The 17,273-nt window shown below is 70.6% G+C and carries 13 protein-coding genes; 8 read left to right on the forward strand and 5 right to left on the reverse strand.

Annotated elements, in window-relative coordinates; genetic code table 11:
- Positions 1 to 15 precede the first annotated feature (15 nt).
- Positions 16 to 963, reverse strand: a complete 948-nt coding sequence (locus MFF26_RS21185; protein WP_281405176.1) for an NAD(P)H-binding protein — start codon at positions 961 to 963, stop codon at positions 16 to 18.
- A 232-nt stretch (positions 964 to 1,195) separates the two neighbouring features.
- Here MFF26_RS21185 and MFF26_RS21190 point away from each other — a divergent pair, with 232 nt between their 5' ends.
- From MFF26_RS21190 to MFF26_RS21200, 3 genes are all read left to right on the forward strand, one after another.
- The gene (locus MFF26_RS21190; RefSeq protein ID WP_137830553.1) at positions 1,196 to 1,444 is read left to right on the forward strand and encodes an acyl carrier protein; all 249 of its coding nucleotides are present in this window, start codon (positions 1,196 to 1,198) and stop codon (positions 1,442 to 1,444) included.
- 8 nt (positions 1,445 to 1,452) lie between these two features.
- The gene (locus MFF26_RS21195) at positions 1,453 to 2,985 is read left to right on the forward strand and encodes an AMP-binding protein (protein ID WP_137830540.1); all 1,533 of its coding nucleotides are present in this window, start codon (positions 1,453 to 1,455) and stop codon (positions 2,983 to 2,985) included.
- A gap of 183 nt (positions 2,986 to 3,168) precedes the next feature.
- Positions 3,169 to 4,461 (forward strand): type III PLP-dependent enzyme, encoded by a 1,293-nt coding sequence (locus tag MFF26_RS21200; protein WP_137830539.1) that lies wholly within the window; start codon positions 3,169 to 3,171, stop codon positions 4,459 to 4,461.
- Between the two features lie 180 nt (positions 4,462 to 4,641).
- Here MFF26_RS21200 and adh read toward each other — a convergent pair whose 3' ends face one another.
- Together adh and MFF26_RS21210 are read right to left on the reverse strand one after the other, a co-directional pair.
- Positions 4,642 to 6,165, reverse strand: coding sequence for an aldehyde dehydrogenase (adh, locus tag MFF26_RS21205; protein WP_137830538.1), 1,524 nt, complete (start codon positions 6,163 to 6,165; stop codon positions 4,642 to 4,644).
- 193 nt (positions 6,166 to 6,358) lie between these two features.
- On the reverse strand, positions 6,359 to 8,128 hold the full coding sequence (locus MFF26_RS21210; RefSeq protein ID WP_238308505.1) for a serine hydrolase: 1,770 nt from the start codon (positions 8,126 to 8,128) through the stop codon (positions 6,359 to 6,361).
- Positions 8,129 to 8,307: 179 nt separating this feature from the next.
- On the opposite strand from MFF26_RS21210, the gene MFF26_RS21215 reads away from it, so the two are divergent.
- From MFF26_RS21215 to MFF26_RS21225, 3 genes are all read left to right on the forward strand, one after another.
- Positions 8,308 to 8,982 (forward strand): hypothetical protein, encoded by a 675-nt coding sequence (locus MFF26_RS21215; protein ID WP_137830536.1) that lies wholly within the window; start codon positions 8,308 to 8,310, stop codon positions 8,980 to 8,982.
- A gap of 284 nt (positions 8,983 to 9,266) precedes the next feature.
- Positions 9,267 to 10,433, forward strand: coding sequence for a multidrug effflux MFS transporter (locus MFF26_RS21220; RefSeq protein WP_137830552.1), 1,167 nt, complete (start codon positions 9,267 to 9,269; stop codon positions 10,431 to 10,433).
- A gap of 79 nt (positions 10,434 to 10,512) precedes the next feature.
- A complete protein-coding gene (locus MFF26_RS21225; RefSeq protein WP_137830535.1) occupies positions 10,513 to 11,025 on the forward strand; it encodes a DoxX family protein in 513 nt (170 codons plus the stop codon).
- Here the strand turns inward: MFF26_RS21225 and MFF26_RS21230 are convergent.
- Complete coding sequence (locus MFF26_RS21230) at positions 10,982 to 12,481, reverse strand: MFS transporter (RefSeq protein ID WP_137830534.1); 1,500 nt, start codon at positions 12,479 to 12,481, stop codon at positions 10,982 to 10,984. The two genes, MFF26_RS21225 and MFF26_RS21230, sit on opposite strands and share 44 nt — an antisense overlap.
- A gap of 320 nt (positions 12,482 to 12,801) precedes the next feature.
- Between MFF26_RS21230 and MFF26_RS21235 the strand changes: the two genes are divergently transcribed.
- Positions 12,802 to 13,695 carry a DUF3313 domain-containing protein gene (locus MFF26_RS21235; protein ID WP_373324511.1) on the forward strand — a complete coding sequence of 298 codons (894 nt, stop codon included), beginning with the start codon at positions 12,802 to 12,804 and terminating at the stop codon, positions 13,693 to 13,695.
- A 96-nt stretch (positions 13,696 to 13,791) separates the two neighbouring features.
- On the opposite strand, the gene MFF26_RS21240 is transcribed toward MFF26_RS21235, so the two are convergent.
- The gene (locus MFF26_RS21240) at positions 13,792 to 15,762 is read right to left on the reverse strand and encodes a cation:proton antiporter domain-containing protein (RefSeq protein ID WP_137830533.1); all 1,971 of its coding nucleotides are present in this window, start codon (positions 15,760 to 15,762) and stop codon (positions 13,792 to 13,794) included.
- A gap of 286 nt (positions 15,763 to 16,048) precedes the next feature.
- On the opposite strand from MFF26_RS21240, the gene MFF26_RS21245 reads away from it, so the two are divergent.
- On the forward strand, positions 16,049 to 17,254 hold the full coding sequence (locus MFF26_RS21245; RefSeq protein WP_137830532.1) for an ATPase: 1,206 nt from the start codon (positions 16,049 to 16,051) through the stop codon (positions 17,252 to 17,254).
- Positions 17,255 to 17,273: the final 19 nt, after the last annotated feature.

Consider the following 17,273-nt stretch of genomic DNA (forward strand, 5'->3'; position numbering starts at 1 on the left):
TAACGAACCAAGACATCAGAACACCGCGTGATCGCCCCGCTCGGCCGTCACCTCGCCCCGGATCAGCCGCGCGTAATGCTCGAACAGCGTCTGCGAGCCCGTCGAGGGGGTGGCGTCGGCGTCGTAGCGGCCGGTGGCCGGATCGAAGACGAGCATCGATTCGGTGGCGTAGTAGCGCCCGATGCGCGCGAGCTCGGCCTTGGCGGCGAGCGCGGGGACCCACCGTCCGAGCACGGTGAGGACCACGACGATCCCGTCCAGCAACCGCACCGGGACGTGCCGGAAGCGCGGCGCGCGCCCGAGCAGGGCGAACAGGGCCTCGCCCTGCGCCTTCGGCGTGATGGCCGCGCCGGGTCCGCCGATCGGCAGCACCCGGTTGCGCCGCCCGGGGGCGTCGAGGCAATCGGCGAGGTAGGCGCCGAGGTCGTCGTCGGAAATCGGCTTGCACGCCGTCAGCACACCGTCGCCGAACACGAGGAACGGCTTGCCGCGCCTCACGCGCTCGACCTGCCCCGAGAGGGATTTGAAGAAGGCCGTGGGCCGGACGATCGTGTAGGCGACGCCCGAGGCGATCAGGGCCGCTTCGAAGGCGAGCTTGGCGTGCTGGAAGGCCAGAACCGGCTTCTGGACGCAGATCGCCGAGAGCAGGACGACGTGGCCAACCCCGGCCGCCCGGCTCGCCGCGAGCGCGCTCAGATGCGCGTCGTGGTCGATCGCCCAGGCATCCTCGGGCACTCCGGTGCGGGAGGCGAGGCACGAGACCAGGACGTCGAACGCCTCGCCGCGAAAGCCGTCGCGGGCGAGCGAGCCCGGATCGGTCACGTCCGCGAAGCGGATCTCCGCGCTTGCGGGGAGGCCTGCATCGGCGCGGGCGCCGGGTCGGACGAGGCAGACGACCCTGTGACCGCGGGACACCAGGGCCCGCACGGTGGCACGGCCGATCGTGCCGGTCCCGCCGAGCACGAGGACACGGCGCGGCCCCGGGGCGGTGTCTCGATCCGCATTCATGTCGCCGGTCCGCCCCCGAAACGCGCAGGGAATCGGCACGGGTTTGCCCGGCCGCGTCAAGCCGTAAGCTGCGGGTGCCGGGGGTGAACCGGCTCGCGCGCGATGGACTTGCCCCCCCGTTTGGGCGTAAGCCCCGAGCCCGATCCGCCGCGAGGTACGAGGGAAGGCGACAGCCGTGGTTCAGTCGATGGCCGACGTGAAGGAGGCGATCTTCGCCTTCATTGCGGCCCGCAACCCGGGCCTTCCTCCGGGCTCGGTCACGGGCACGACCTCCCTGGTCACGAGCGACGCGCTCGATTCGATCGGCATCCTCGACCTGATGATGCATCTCGGCGATCGCTTCGGCGTCGAGATCGACGAGGACAGCTTCGACCTCGCGAATTTCGAGAGCGTCGACACGCTCGCCCACTTCATCGACGACCGGCGCGCCGCCTGATCCTCGCGATGGCGCCGAGCCTGCTGCACCACCTGCTCGACCGGGCCGGCGCGGACACGGCGGTCGCCGTCGTGGACGGCGCCGAGCATCTCACCTACGGCGCCTTCCGGGGCCGCGTCGCGATTCTGCGCGACCGCCTGAAGGGGCTCGGCCTCGGGACCGGCGACCGGGTCGCGATCCTGCTGCCGAAATCGATCCGCGAATGCGTGGCGATCTTCGCCGTTGCCGCGGCCGGCGGCGTGTTCGTGCCGATCCATCCGAGTCTTCGTCCGCGCCAAGTCCGCCACATCGTCGCCGATAGCGGTGCCCGCGCGCTGCTGACCGATCCGGGCCATGCCGAGGGCCTCGACGGGGCGCTGGACGATCTTCCGACCGTTCGCATTCTCACGGGGGAAGCGGCGGAGGCCGACGAGGCGCCACTCATCCCCGGCGAGCCGGCGCCTAGGGAATTGGCCGCGATCCTCTACACCTCGGGCTCGACCGGCCTGCCCAAGGGGGTGATGCTCTCCCACGACAACCTGCTCGCCGGCACCCGCATCGTGCGGACCTATCTCGGGATCGACGCGCACGACCGCATCCTCTCGGTGCTGCCGTTCTCGTTCGATTACGGGTTGAACCAACTCCTCACGACCGTCGAGCAGGGGGCTCGGATCGTGCTGCTGACGCCGCGGCTCGGCGATGACGTCGTCCGTGCCCTGGAGAGCCACCGCATCACCGGCCTGGCGGGCGTGCCGACCCTGTGGACGCTGCTGACGCGGGCCGCGCCCCATCTCGCCAAGGCCGACCTGTCGGCCCTGCGCTACGTGACGAATTCCGGCGGCAGCCTCGCGGTGCCGACCATCGTGCGCCTGCGCCAGCGCCTGCCGCAGACGGAGGTCGTGCTGATGTACGGCCTCACGGAAGCCTTCCGCTCGACCTACCTGCCGCCCGCCGAGATCGACCGGCGGCCCGACTCGATCGGCCGCGCCATCCCGGAGACAGAGATCTTCCTGGTCACCCCCGATGGGCGGCGCGCCAAGCCCGGCGAGCCCGGCATCCTGCATCACCGCGGTCCCACCGTCTCGATGGGCTACTGGAAGCGGCCCGAGGACAGTGCCCGCGTGCTGGTGCCCGACCCGTTCCCGCCGGACGGCGCGGCGCCCGGCCTCGTCTGCCGCTCGGGCGACCTCGCGGTGGAGGATGCGGACGGCTTCTTCCGTTTCATCGGCCGCGAAGACGCGATGATCAAGACGCAGGGTTTTCGGGTGAGCCCCACGGAAGTCGAGGCCGCCCTGATGGAGACCGGCGCCTTCCGCGCGGCCGCGGTGATCGGCCTGCCCGATCCGAGCCTGGGCCAGCGCATCCACGCCGTCACCGTTCCGGCCGAGACGGCGCCCACGACGTCCGAGGTGCTGCAATCCTTGCGCAAGGCGCTCGCCCCCCACCTCGTGCCGCGCAGCATCGAGACGGTCGCCGCTCTGCCGACCACGCCCAACGGCAAGGTCGATTACAAGCGCCTCACCGCCGAGCGGGCGGCGGCGGAGATCCGGGCCGATGGGTGAGGCGCCTTCTCCCGCTCATCCCACCACCACCCTCATCCTGAGGTGCCTGCGCCAGCGGGTCTCGAAGGAGGGCTCCAGAGATCGTCGCGGCTTCTGGAGCCCTCCTTCGAGGCTGCGCTTCGCGCCGCACCTCAGGATGAGGGGGAGGGTGGGAAGCGGCGTCGTGAGCGGCGGCAACGTATCATGAACCACACCGCTACCCCCGATCTCGCCGCCACCCTGATCGCCGAAAACTTTTCGCGCGATGCGACCGGTGTTCTCCATGTCGGAGGCCTGCCGCTGACCGCACTCGCCGACACCTACGGCACGCCGCTCTTCGTCTACGACGCCGACGGGCTGCGCCGGGCCTACCGGGCGCTGAAGCAGGCGGTCGCCGGCTTCGCCGAGGTCGATTACTCGGTCAAAGCCAATCCCAATCCGGCGGTGATCCGCGTCTTCCACGCTGAAGGGGCCGGCGCCGAGATCGCGTCGGGCGCCGAGTTCGACGCAGCCATGCAGGCCGGCGTCCCTCCCGAAAAGATCCTGTTCGCCGGGCCGGGCAAGTCGGCCGCCGATCTCGACCGGGTGATCGGCGGCGGCATCGGCGAGATCCATCTCGAGAACCGCGAGGAGCTTTGTCGCGTGGCCGCGGCGGCCGAGCGGCACGGCACGACCGTGCGGGTGGCGCTGCGGATCAATCCCGGGGCGACGGCGCAGGGCGGGGCGATGCGCATGGGCGGCAAGCCCTCGCCCTTCGGCTTCGACGAGGAGGACTTGTCCGAGGCCGTCGATGCGGTGGAGGCCGAGCCGCGCCTCCACCTCGTCGGGCTCCACCTCTTCGCGGGCACGCAGGGGCTGAAGGCCGAGACGCTGCTCGGTCAATGGGCCTATGGCCTCGATCTCGCGGCGCAGATCGCCCGAAAAATCGCGCGTCCGCTGGAGACGATCGACCTCGGCGGCGGACTCGGGATCCCGTACTTTTCGGGCGATGCGACGCTCGACCTCAACGCGCTGCGGGCCGGCCTGCCGCCGCTGATCGAGACGGTCAGCACGAATCCGCTCCTGGCGGGCGCCCGCGTCGTGCTGGAACCCGGCCGCTACCTGGCCGGGCCGGCGGGCGTCTACCTGGCGCGCGTGCTGGCGGTGAAGGTGTCGCGGGGAAGCCGCTTCGTCATCACCGACGGGGGCATGCATCATCACCTCGCGGCGAGCGGCAATCTCGGCCAGATCGTCAAGCGCGACTTTCCCCTGGTGGCCGTCTCAGGCGGGGAGGGGGTCTCGCCCTGCACCGTGTCGGGGCCGCTCTGTACCCCCCTCGACGTGCTCGCCCGCGCGGCGATGCTGCCGACGCTGGCCGAGGGCGATCTCGTCGCGGTGCTGCAATCGGGCGCCTATGGGCTCACGGCCAGCCCGACCGGCTTCCTGAGCCATCCGCCCCCCGCCGAAGTGCTGGTGGACGGGGGACAAGCCGCGTCGATCCGGTCACGGGGAGACTGAGCCGAGCACCGTCCCTCTCCCCTCCACGGAAATAGGGTTTTCTCAGCGGCGCCCGCTCGCAAAGGCACAAAAAACCCCGGCCTTGCGGCCGGGGCTGGAGGTGGTCTCGGGCTCGAAATGCTCGCGGCCGCGGTGCCGCCTCGACCCGAAAGCCGTTGCGGCGCCGATCGGGCCGATCTCTCAGAAGAAGCCGAGCTTCTTCGGCGAGTAGCTGACCAGCATGTTCTTGGTCTGCTGGTAGTGGTCGAGCATCATCTTGTGGGTCTCACGGCCGATGCCGGACTGCTTGTAGCCGCCGAAGGCCGCGTGGGCCGGGTAGGCATGGTAGCAGTTCGTCCAGACGCGACCGGCCTGGATGGCGCGGCCGAAGCGGTAGGCGCGGGTTCCGTCGCGGGTCCACACGCCGGCGCCGAGGCCGTAGAGCGTGTCGTTGGCGATGGAGAGCGCCTCCTCGTCGTCCTTGAAGGTCGTGACCGAGAGGACGGGGCCGAAGATCTCCTCCTGGAAGATCCGCATCTTGTTGTGGCCCTTGAACACCGTCGGCTGCATGTAGAAGCCGTCGGCGAGCTCGCCGTCGCGGTTGCCGCGGGCGCCGCCGGTGAGGCACTCCGCGCCTTCCTGCTTGCCGATATCGACGTAGCTGAGGATCTTCTCGAGCTGCTCCGAGGAGGCCTGGGCGCCGATCATGGTCGCCGGGTCGAGCGGCGAGCCCTGGGTGATCGCCTCGACGCGCTTGATGGCGCGCTCGATGAAGCGGTCGTAGATCGACTCGTGCACGAGCGCGCGGCTCGGGCAGGTGCAGACCTCGCCCTGGTTGAGGGCGAACATCGTGAAGCCCTCGAGGGCCTTGTCGAAGAAGTCGTCGTCCTCGTTGGCGACGTCCCCGAAGAAGATGTTCGGCGACTTGCCGCCCAGCTCCAGCGTGACGGGGATGAGGTTCTGCGAGGCGTACTGCATGATGAGACGGCCGGTGGTCGTCTCACCCGTGAAGGCGATCTTGGCGATGCGCGGGTTCGAGGCGAGCGGCTTGCCGGCCTCCAGGCCGAAGCCGTTGACGACGTTGATCACGCCCGGCGGCAGCAGGTCGCCGATCAGCTCCATCACCACGAGGATCGAAGCCGGGGTCTGCTCGGCGGGCTTGAGGACGACGCAGTTGCCGGCGGCCAGCGCGGGGGCCAGCTTCCACACCGCCATCAGGATCGGGAAGTTCCACGGGATGATCTGGCCGACGACGCCGAGCGGCTCGTGGAAATGGTAGGCGACCGTGTCGTGGTCGATCTCGGAGATCGCGCCTTCCTGCGCCCGCACGCAGCTGGCGAAGTAGCGCCAATGATCGATGGCGAGCGGGATGTCGGCGGCGGTGGTCTCGCGGATCGGCTTGCCGTTGTCCCAGGTCTCGGCCAGGGCGATCAGATCGAGGTTGTCCTCCATCCGGTCGGCGATCTTGTTGAGGATGCGGGCGCGCTCGGCGGGCGAGGTGCGGCCCCAGGATTCCTTAGCGGCATGCGCCGCGTCGAGGGCCTTCTCGATGTCCTGCGCGTCGGAGCGGGCGACTTCGCAGATCACCTTACCGGTGATCGGCGAGGTGTTCTCGAAGTAGCGGCCGTTCGCCGGGGCAACCCACTGGCCGCCGATGAAGTTGTCGTAGCGCGCCGAGAAGGGCGACTTCGTCTTGGCGTCGGCTAAGAACTCCGGCTTGTTCATCGCGTTTCCTCCGTGGCGTTCTTGGTTCGCCGATATCGGCGTTCCGCGGGAGAGAAGGCCAGTCGGTCCATCGGATCAAGGTGGACTTTAGGCCAAAACGAAGATGCAGCGCGGCAAGACACGGAAGATCTTGGCGTTTCCGAATCAAGAAAGGAACCGTTCCAGATTTCCCGTGAACCGGTGCGTCTGCGTTCTACTCCCGATCCGATCGTCTGGCGACCCCGGAGCTGCGGGACGAGGTCCCGGCGGCGTCCGGCTTGACCCGGCCGGGCACGGCGTCGCGCCCGGGGGACGGGCGACTCTCCGGGATCCGGGGGCAGGGGGTGTCCAGCCCGCCGCGGTGGAGGACGAGTCCGGTGGTCCGCCCGGCCCCGTCGCCCTCGAACGTCACCTGCGCGTCGAGATCCTGCATGAAGAAGCTGCGCTCGTCCTCCGGGTGGAGGAGGTGGCGGGGCTCGCCCGTCGCCTGGGCCCAGAGCCGCCCGTTCTCCAGGCCGATCGTCAGGACGAGGCCGGGTGCCAGCGCGTAGCGTCCGGCATGGGGAGCGAGCCGCGCCGGATCGACCGGAACCTCCGCGAAGCTCCGCCGCGGCTCGGCGAGGATGCGCGCGGCCTCGGCCGGATCGATGCGCGGGGCGATGCGATCACGCCCGTTCTGATGCAGCACCAGACCGTTCGGCCGTCCGTCGGGCTCGGTGTCGAGGGTGATGCGCGCGTCGATCACCCGTGAGAAGAAGGTGCGGTCGCTCTCGGGCACGAAGGCGTTGGCCGGCTGCCCTGTGCCCTGCACCATCAGCCGCCCGCCGTCGCGGCGGAGTTCGAGGAAGAACCGGGGCCCCAGCCGGTAGATGCCGGCGTAGCGCTCCAGGATCATGTCCTCGAGGACGATCGGTTCGGGGAGATCGAGCGCGCCGAACCAGAGCGCCGCCAATTCGCGCGACATCTTCTGGGCCGGGGCGTTCTCGCTGTTGGCCAGCACGATCACCGCGAGCCGCTCCTGCGGATAGTAGTCAGTCATGGCGAGGAAGCCCGAGACCGCGCCCCCGTGCGACCACAGCCTGCGCCCATGGGCCGTGCCGACATACCAGCCGAAGCCGTAGCCGCGCCCGCCATCGTCGAACATCATCCGACGCGAGGCGTCGGAGATGACGCGCCCCGAGAACAGCGCCTCGTCCCAGGCCAGCAGATCGTCGACGGTGGAGTAGAGCCCCCCCGCCGCGTAGGCGACGGAGGAGGCCATCGGCGCCGCGTTGCGCCACTGCCCCTGACCGAAACGGTAGCCCGCGGCGCGCCGCGGCAGCAGCACGGTGGCGTCGTCGTAGCCGGTGTCCTTCAGGCCCAGGGGCGAAAGCATGTGGTCGGAGAGGTAGCGCGCATAGGGTTCGCCCGAGGCGAACTCGATCGCGAGGCCGAGCAGCAGATAGTTGGTGTTGCTGTACTCGACCCGGGCGCCGGGTTCGAACAGCAGCGGTTCGGCCGTCACCAGCTCGACCAGGGCCTTGGGCGGCCGCTCGATGCGCGAGATCGCCGGCAGGTAATCGGACAAGGCCGTGTAGTTGATGATCCCGGAGGTATGGTTGAGCAGGTGGCGCAGCCGCACGCCCTCCCAGGCCTTGGGCGCTTCCGGGTAGAAGCGGACGACCGGATCGTCGAGGGACAGCTTTCCCGCTTCGACGAGCTGGAGGATCGCGGCCGCCGTGAACTGCTTCGTCAGCGAGCCGATACGGAAATGCGTGTCGGGGGTGTTCCGCGCGTTCCACTCGCGATTGGCCCATCCATAGGCCTGCCGGAACACCGGCTTGCCGTCCTTGGCCACCAGGATCACGCCGCTCATCAGCCCGGATTCGCGATAGGGCTCGATCAGGGCCGCCGCCCGCTTGGCATACTCGGCCGGCGCTGCCCCCGCGGGGCCCGGCAGGAGTACGAAGACGGCGAGGAGAGCGGCGAGGGGACCGGCGTGCAACGGTTCCGGGCTCCGGACGTGGCGGGTCGCATCATGGGTCGCCATCGATCGGCGATCACGGTTTCGCCGCGACCCGGGGAAATGATCCCACGGCGCGTCCGGGCCGGCAACCTCCGATCGGCGGCCCCTTACGGCCCTCGGCCCCGGGCGGGCGATGACACAGCAGAGGCAGACGATTCATGACGACATCCGCGCGCATCCTGCTTGCCGCCTCCCTCGTCGGTGCGGGCTTGCCTGCATCCGCGCTCTTGGCGACCGCGCCCGCGCTCGCCCAGAAGGCCGCGCCCGCGCTCGCCCAGAAGGCCGCGCCTGCGGAGAAGGCCATCCAGGCGGAGGCCGCGAAACCCGTCGTCCTGACCCAGGCCCAGATCGACGGCGTGCTCGCGGCGCAGCCCGAACTCGCCAAGATCGATGCCGGCTCCGCCGACCAGCCCGATCCGAAGGCCGAGGCCCGGGCCCAGGAGGAGGCGGAGGCAATCGTGAAGCGCAACGGGTTCGCGTCGCTCGACGCGTTCCAGGACGCCAGCGAGAGCATCGATGCGGTGCTCGAGGGCGTCGATCCGCAGACCAAGACCTATGTCGGCGTGACGCCGTTACTCAGGAAGCAGCTTGCCGCGCTCGAAGCGGACACGACCCTGCCGGCCAAGGACAAGGCGGCGGCGGTCAAGGAGCTGAAGGGCGCCATCGCCGCAGGCGAGCCGGGCGGCAAGCCGCCGGAGGGCAACATCGCTCTGGTGACGCAGAACTACGACCGGCTGAACGCGGCGCTGGGGCCGGATGCCGGGGGTGACGAGAAGGCGGCGACTGAGAGAGCCGGTGAGACACCTGCCGACAGGGCGGCCGGCCGAAAGTAGGCCGCGCGGCGAAGGCGGCGGACGCGACCCGGGGGCGGTGGCCGGGCCGGGTGTCGGCTTGGGAACGATCGGGGCGCAGGGTGCCTTTCCGCACCGACCCGTCTCCAACCCCTCACCACAAGCGGCGGGATTCCCGCGCCCGGCCGTTTCACGCCTGGCGGTCTCAAGGCATCGCGATCGTGACATCCTCCCCCCGGCCCGATCCCGGCAGCGCGGCACCCGCGTCCGGGCCCACCTGGTCGGGACCGGGCTTTGCCGAGTTCGTCGGAATCGTCGCGCTGATGATGGCGGTCACCGCCATGTCGATCGACAATCTGCTGCCGGCCTTCCCGCTGATCCAGAACCGTTTCGCGGTCGCCGACGCCAACAGCCTCCAGCTCCTCGTCTACGTCTACATGATCGGCTTCGGGCTGGCGCAGATCGTCTACGGGCCGGTCTCGGACGCGCTCGGACGGCGCAAGGTCCTGCTCGCGAGCCTCGCGATCTACGCCGCGGGCTGCGTGATGGCGATGGTGGCCCCGAGCTTCGAGTGGCTGCTCGCGTCCCGCGTCATCCAGGGCATCGGCGCGGCGGCGGGCCGGGTGCTCTCCACCGCCATCGTCCGCGACCGGTTCGCGGGCCGCGAGATGGCGAGCGTGATGTCGCTCATCATGATGGTGTTCCTGATCGTGCCGATGCTGGGGCCCGCGATCGGCGCGACGATGCTGCTGCTCGGCTCCTGGCACTGGGTCTTCGTCTCGATGCTGGCCCTCAGCGGCGTGCTGGCCCTGTGGTTCGCCGCCCGCATGCCGGAGACGCTGCATCCCGAATATCGCCGCCCGCTCTCCCTCGCGGCGACGGTGCAGGCGCTGGGCACGGTTCTACGCACCCGCGTCGCCATCGGCTACGCCACGGCGCTCGGGCTGATGACCGGTTGCATCATGGGCTATGTCGGCTCGGCCCAGCAGGTGTTCGACACCGGGCTCTACCATCTGGGGAGCCTGTTCCCGGTCGCGTTCGGGCTGGTGGCGGGCGCCATGGGCGCGGCGACGCTGGTCAATTCCCGGATCGTGCGGCGGCTCGGCATGCGCAGCCTCTCGCATGCGGGGGTCACCGCCTTCACCGCGGTCGGCCTCGTCCAGGTCGGGATCGGGCTGCACTATCAGGGGCAGCCGCCCATCGCGCTGTTCCTCGCGGTGCTGGCGCTCAACCAGTTCCTGATCAGCTTCGTCATGCCGAATTTCAACGCGCTGGCGTTGCAGCCGCTCGGCGCCATCGCCGGCACCGCCTCCTCGTTCCTCGGCTTCTACACGACCATGCTCGGCGCCCTGTGCGGCTGGCTGATCGGGCGCGCCTTCGACGGAACGGTGATGCCGGTGGCGATCGGCTACGCGGTGCTGGGCGGCCTCTCGCTCCTCGTCGTGGCCTGGACCGAGCGGGGGCGCCTGTATCGCGCAGGGATTTCCGGTTGATGGGCCGATCCGCTTAACCGCCGATTCAGCCTGTGGCCACACGCTCCGCGGACAGCTTTCCTGCCTCGGAGCGTCCCCCGTGTTCGGTTCTGCCCAGAACGGCGTCCTTCTCGCCGCCCGCCTCCTCATGGCCGCGGCGCTTCTGCCGACGGGCATCGCGCGGGCGCTCAACGTGTCGGGCTTCGCCCTGACGCTGGCCGGCGCGGGTTGCCCGGCCCCGAACGCGGTCGCGACGGCGGCGGTGATCGTCCAAGTGTTCGGGCCCCTCGCCCTGATCCTCGGCGTGATGCCGCGCATCACCGGGCTCGTCATGGCCCTCTTCGTCGCCGCGATGGCGGCCCTGCTCCACCCGTTCTGGGTCTATGTCGGGGGCAGCGCCGTGACCGAGCGCAGCTTCTTCCTGGCCGATCTGGGCCTCGCCGGCGCGTTCCTGATGTACGCCATGACCGGCCCCGGCGCCTGGAGCTGGCAGGGCTATTTCGCCCGCTCGGGCGGCGGTTCGGAGCCGGTGCGGGCCCCGGCGCGGGCGCCCGCGAAGAAGGCGCCGGTCAAGCGCGCGGGCGGTCGGGCTCCGGCGCGGGCGGCGGCGTGAGCGGCTGAAGCGTCGAGACCGAGCCGTTGGCGGGCCGCGGCACGGCGCCGGGCCCCACCTCGGCGCCGCGGACGCGTCGCTGACCGGACACCTCGGACCCGGCATCCGGCGCGAGACGCCGGAACACGAAGAACGAGCCCGCCGAGATCACCGCCACCGCGAGGAAGGCGAGGGAGAAATCCCGCGCCTCGATGCCCGAATGGCCGTGCCAGGCCGCCGCGCCCTCGAGCGCCAGAGCGCCGATGGAGACGCCGAGACTGAGCGAGAGCTGCTGGGCGACACTGGCGAGGCTGGTGGCCGCGCTCATCTCCCGCGACTCGAGGTCGGCATAGGCGATGGCGTTGACGCAGGTGAACTGGAGCGAGCGGACGCAGCCGCCGAGCAGCAGCACCGCAATGATCACCCAATGCGGCGTCCCGGCGGTGAACAACCCGTTCACCGCCAGAAAGGCGGAGGCGATCAGCGCATTCGTCACCATCACCCGGCGGAAGCCGTAGGCGCGCAGGATGCGGGGTCCGACGATCTTGATCAGAAGCGCGCCCGCAGCCGCCGCGAAGGTGATGAGGCCCGAATGCAGCGGATCGAGACCGAAGCCGATCTGCAGCATCAGCGGCAGCAGGAAGGGAATGGCCCCGGTGCCGATGCGGAACAGGCTGCCCCCCGTCACCGCGGCCCGAAAGGTTGGGTAGCGCAGCAGGTCGAGGCGGATCAGCGGATGCGCGGTGCGCCGGGCATGGCGCAGATAGAGCGCCATCAGGACGATTCCCGCGCCCATGCAGCCCCAGGACACCCCATCGGGCAAGAGATGGCGCCCGGTGGCGGCGAAGCCGAGCATCAGGAGGGCGAGCCCGGTTCCCGAGAGCAGGAAGCCTGGCACGTCGAGGGGCGGGCGCTCCGCCTCGCGGATGTCGCCGATATAGAGCGTCGCCAGAACGATCCCGGCCAAACCGATGGGAATGTTGATGAAGAAGATCCAGCGCCAATCCGCGTAGGTGGTGATGAAACCGCCGAGCGGCGGACCGAGGATCGGGCCGATCAGCGCCGGGATCGTCAGGTAGGCCAAGGCCCCGACGAGCTCCGATTTCGGCACCGAGCGCAGGATCACGAGGCGCCCCACCGGCACCATCATGGCGCCGCCGATCCCCTGCAGGAAGCGGGCGGCGACGAAGCCGAGGAGCGAGTTCGACGCGGCGCAGGCGAGCGAGCCCGCCATGAACACGCAGAGCGCCGCGCGGAACACGTTGCGGGCGCCGTAACGGTCGGCGGCCCAGCCGGAAATCGGGATGAAGATCGCCAAGCTCACGAGATAGGCGGTGAGGGCGAGCTTGAGGGCGATCGGGTCCTCGTTGAGGCTCGCGGCGATGGCCGGAAGCGCCGTGGCGATCACCGTCGAATCGGTGTTCTCCATGAAGAGCGCGGTCGCGACGACGAGGGGGACGATCTGAGCGGGACGCATCGGCGGGGACAAGCGCGGGGCGGGGGGATCGGTTGCACCGCCGCAGGCATCGAGGCAAGCGCGACGGGAATGCGCGACAGGATCGACGGGCGGCCTGCGGGCCGGCTCGCGCCCATGCTTCGAGTTAGAGTGACTGGAAACAACGTTGCTGAACGGTCACAGGGCCGCGGATACGCCCCGGTAGAGACCGCGGGCGGGGACGGCGTCCTTCCTGCGGCGGGCCGCTACGGCTAGGCTTGCCGTCCGAGACGACACCACACTTCCGCCCCTGGGGGGACGACGCCGTGTGCGCCGGCCCCGTCCATCCGCGAAAGAGAATGATGCTGCGGTTGCAAACTTCCCGCCCGCCCGTCCGGGCGGCGCGCCTCGGCTTGGCCGCTGCCGCCCTCGGCCTGCTGGCCGGCTGCGGCGACGTGGTTCTGACCGATGGGCGCTCCCTCTCCCGCAGCGACCAGTTCGCGACGAGCGATGCGGTCGCCTCCGAGTCCAAGCTGTTCATCGACCCGACCCTGCCGACGACGGTGCGCACCGTGCGGATCGTGCCCACCGTCTTCACCGAGGCGGTGTCCGGGCCCGGCCTCAATGCGGTGGAGCGGCGGCTCATCGCCAACGCCGCCGACCGGGCGCTCTGCTACGACCTCTCCCTGCGCTACGACATCGTCTCGTCCGGACGCGCCGATCTGACGGTGCGCTCGGCGATCACCCGCATCGATCTGACCAACGTTCCGGCGGCGGGCGCCACCATCGGGGCCTCGGCGGCGATCTCCATCGCCGGACAGGTCGGCGTGGGCTTCGCCAACACCGTCGGCAAGATCCCCGTGCCGCGCGTGCCGATCGGTCTCGGCAGCCTCACCATCGAGGCGGAGGCGCTCGACGCCCGCAACCGTCAGCGCGCCGCGATGATCTGGGGCGGCGCGGCCAACGCCTTCACCAACCAGGCCCGCTTCTCGGCGGCGTCCGATGCCTACGATCTGGCGGGCGAGTTCGGCCAGGATTTCGGCTCCTACCTCGCCACCACCAAGGACCCGTTCCGGGGCGAGCTGCAGATCCCGACCTACGACCGCGTCCGCATCACCACCCTGGGCGAGGCGCCCCTCGATCCCGATTGCGACGCCTTCGGCCGCGCGCCGGGCGTCGACGGCATCGTCGGCGACCTGATCGGCCTGCCGCCGGACTGGACCGACCGGGGACCGGCCGCCGTCCCGACCCGATAGGGTCCCGGCGGGCCGTCCAAGGCCCGATCGGGCGACGATGGCGCGATCGGATCGCCCCGCGCCACCGGGAGACGGAGCGGCCGCGAATCCGTCGCGTCACGCGCTCCGGCCGACCGGCTCCGGCGACTCCCGCGCCCCGGCGGGGTCGCCGCCCCGGCCATCGCCTGAACCGTCGGCGGGATTCGCGGCTTGCCCATCCGCCGGGCCGCCCGCATGCGCGCTGCCTTTGCCGCCCCCCTTGCCGCCCTCCTTGCCGATCGTGCGGCGGGCGCGGAAGGCCGGGCGCTGATCCGCCTCCTTCCGCTTGAGCATGGCGCGGAACTCGTCGCGGCGCTCGTGGATCGACGCGATCACGAGCCCCATCGGCACCCCGACATCGACCAGCACGGCCTCCGAGAGCTGAAGCGAGGCCTCGATGGTCTCGGGCACGGCGTCGGTCACGCCCATCTCGTAGAGCTGCGTGGCATGGCGCGCGTCGCGGGCGCGGGCCACGATGGTGAGGTCCGGCCGCTCGGCGCGGGCGGCCTGCACCACGGCCTCGACGGCGCTCGGATTGTCGAGGGTGACGACGAGCGCCCGGGCGGTAGCGATATCGCAGCGGCGCAGCATGTCGGGATGGGCCGAATCCCCGAAATAGACCGGGCTGCCGAGCCGCCGATGCTCGGCGACCCGGGCGGGGTCGGCATCGAGGGCGAGATAGGGAATGGCGTGGCGCTTGAGCATCTCGCCGACGAGGCGGCCGACGCGGCCATAGCCCGCGACGATCACCCGGTTCTGCACCGCTTCCGGCGCCGGCTCGGCGCGGGCCCGGCCGAGCTGCGCCGTCGAGACACGGCGACCGACGCGCCGGCCCAGGACCGCGAGCGCCGGGATCGCGATCATGGTGACGGTGGTGACGATCAGGGCCGCGCCGCCGACCGGTTCCGGCACCAGCCCGGCCGCCATTGCGCCGCCGATCAGCACGAAGGCGAACTCGCCGCCGGGGCCGATCAGCAGGGCCGTCTCCAGGGCGACGGGCCGGGGGATCTTCAGGAAGCGGGCGCCCGCCAGCACCACCCCGCCCTTGATGACGAGGAGGCCGAGGGCGAGACCGAGGATCGCGCCGGGGGCGGCGAGGAGCTGGGCCGGGTCGAGGCTCATCCCGACCGAGACGAAGAACACGCCGAGCAGAAGCCCCTTGAACGGGTCGATCGTCGCCTCGATGGCGCGGCGATACTCGGTCTCGGCGAGCAGGAGCCCGGCCACGAAGGCGCCCAGCGTCATCGACAACCCGCTCGCGGCGGCGACCAGAGCGGTCGCCACGATGACGAGCAGGCAGGCCGCCATGAACAATTCGGGCGAGCGGGTCAGCGCCACGAGGTGGAACAGCGGTCGCAGGGCCACGCGACCGGCGATCACGATCAGCACCAGGGCCACCGCCGCCTGCCCCAGGGCGAGGGCGAGGGCCGCGCCGAGATTGCCGCCGTCGTTGCGGCCGAGCACCGCGATGGCGAACAGGATCGGCGCCACCGCGAGGTCCTGGAACAGCAGCACCGCGAAGCTGGTGCGGCCGGCGGGCGTGCCGAGCCGCTTCTGCTCGGCCAGGACCGGAAGCACCACGGCGGTGGAGGACAGGGCCAGCGCGAGACCGACCAGCACGGCGCCGGCGACGGGCTGTTCCAGGGCGACCAGGATCACGGCGATGATGGCGGCGGACGCGATCACCTGGATCGAGCCGAAGCCGAAGACGAGGCGGCGCAGCACCCGCAGGCGCTCCCAGGACAGCTCGACCCCGATCATGAACATCAGGAAGATGACGCCGAATTCGGCAAGGTGCGCGATTTCGGAGCGGCTGCCGATGGTGACGGCACCGAGCCAGGGATGGCTCTCGGCGAGGCGGCCGAGGCCGAACGGCCCGAGCAGGGCGCCCGCGCCGATGAAGCCGAGCACCGGGCTCACACGCAGGCGGTGGAACAGCGGCACCACCACGCCCGCGGTCATGAGGAAGAGGATGGCTTCCTTGTAGCCGCCTGCCTGCGCGCCGGCCTCCGCGGCGATCTGGGTGGCGGCCTGCACGGGAACGGTCATTCGGTTCGAGGAACGCCTGTCACTGAGGAAGAGGGCCCCCGAGCAGCCGGGAGGACGCCGCCATCATGGGCGGCGAGGACACGCCGGGGCAACCGTTTTCATCCCGGCTCGACGCGTTGGACGGACTCGGCGAGGTGCGATCTTCGACTGCGACGATCGGCGACCCCACCATCCACCGCGGAAGGCAGGCGCCGGCACAACTTCGGCACAATGCAAGCTTACGCTTGAGTAACGCGATGTTAGGGAATGGCCCGTTCGCCGCCCCCGCAGAGGCCCGTCGAGATCGATGTTCAGGAAGCTGCCGAACCGGGAGGCCCAGCGCGAGCGGCGCGAATGGGCACTCGACCAGACCCGCTGGAAGCACGAGCGCGACGTCGAGCGCGGCTACCGCATCAAGTGGGGCTATGTCGGAATCGCCTACCTTGTCGAATTCATGGTGATCGGCGCGTCCCTCGCCGGCGCATGGCTGTTCGCGGATTACTACAGCGACGGCGACGCCCGCGCCTTCTACTTCATGCTGCTCGCCCCGCTGGTCTATGCCGCGGTGGAGCTGTGCCGCGTGCCGCTCGGCATCCTGGCGCGCACGCAGCGCTCGTGGTTCGTGCGCGCGCTCGCCATGCTCGGCATCCTGTTCGCGGCGGGCGTGACCACCAAATCGGTGTCGCAGCTCGGTGAGATGATGTTCCATCCCCGCCTGATGGACGCCGCCAAGGCCAAGACCGCCCTCAAGGATGCCCAGGCCGACCGCGACAGCATCGACACCCGGATCAGTGCCGCCAATGCCCGCGTCGAGCAATACGCCAACGAGCTGGAGCAGATCGAGAAGCGCTCCGCCGAGAACGCCTCGCAGCTCGCCGGCCTGCCGGCGCAACGCTGCGAGCGGGTCTACGGCACCAACAGCCGGGGCATGCGCTACTCGAACCTGAAATGCGTCACCGACCCGCGCACCGCGACGCTGAACGCCGCCGTGGCCAAGGCGGGCACCGACCGCGGCACCGTCGTCAAGGAACTCGAGGAAGCCCGCAAAGGGCGCGGCCTCCTCGACCGGGGCGCCGCCGACCGCAAGGTCGCCGATGCCGAGCAGGCCTACCGCAACGCCGTCAACCGCTCGCAGCTACACTCCTTCACCGCCATGGTCTACGGCGTCGATCCGATCGAGGTGAGCGACGCGCAGGTGCACGCCTTCCTGCGCATCTTCGTGTTCGTGCCCGCGCTCTGCGCCGCCTTCGCCTCGACGATCCTGGCGCTCTCGGCGGTCTCGGTGCGCAAGACCTTCATGGACGAGGACGATCTCGGCGCCGCGGTGAGCGCGGAGGCCGCGCCCTACCTGCTGGCCTCGGTGGCCGAGACCGTGCGCCAGGAAATGGCGACCAATCCCCTCAAGCCGGCGAACCGGGAGGGCTCGGTCATCCCGCTCGACCGGCGAACCGCGCCGGTCGTGCCGCCGGGCCCGCCCGCCGCGATGCCCATGCCCGCCAGCGCCGGCGCCTAGCCTCTCGACGAGTCCTCGA

It is taken from the genome of Methylorubrum suomiense (assembly GCF_022179765.1).
Lineage (GTDB): Bacteria > Pseudomonadota > Alphaproteobacteria > Rhizobiales > Beijerinckiaceae > Methylobacterium > Methylobacterium suomiense.

Bases quoted from the DNA above. Each gene is read 5' to 3' on its own strand.
- MFF26_RS21190 (WP_137830553.1), top strand. From the start codon at position 1,196: ATGGCCGACGTGAAGGAGGCGATCTTCGCCTTCATTGCGGCCCGCAAC.
- MFF26_RS21195 (WP_137830540.1), top strand. From the start codon at position 1,453: ATGGCGCCGAGCCTGCTGCACCACCTGCTCGACCGGGCCGGCGCGGAC.
- MFF26_RS21200 (WP_137830539.1), top strand. From the start codon at position 3,169: ATGAACCACACCGCTACCCCCGATCTCGCCGCCACCCTGATCGCCGAA.
- adh (WP_137830538.1), bottom strand. From the start codon at position 6,165: ATGAACAAGCCGGAGTTCTTAGCCGACGCCAAGACGAAGTCGCCCTTC.
- MFF26_RS21215 (WP_137830536.1), top strand. From the start codon at position 8,308: ATGACGACATCCGCGCGCATCCTGCTTGCCGCCTCCCTCGTCGGTGCG.
- MFF26_RS21220 (WP_137830552.1), top strand. From the start codon at position 9,267: ATGGCGGTCACCGCCATGTCGATCGACAATCTGCTGCCGGCCTTCCCG.
- MFF26_RS21230 (WP_137830534.1), bottom strand. From the start codon at position 12,481: ATGCGTCCCGCTCAGATCGTCCCCCTCGTCGTCGCGACCGCGCTCTTC.
- MFF26_RS21235 (WP_373324511.1), top strand. From the start codon at position 12,802: ATGCTGCGGTTGCAAACTTCCCGCCCGCCCGTCCGGGCGGCGCGCCTC.
- MFF26_RS21240 (WP_137830533.1), bottom strand. From the start codon at position 15,762: ATGACCGTTCCCGTGCAGGCCGCCACCCAGATCGCCGCGGAGGCCGGC.
- MFF26_RS21245 (WP_137830532.1), top strand. From the start codon at position 16,049: ATGTTCAGGAAGCTGCCGAACCGGGAGGCCCAGCGCGAGCGGCGCGAA.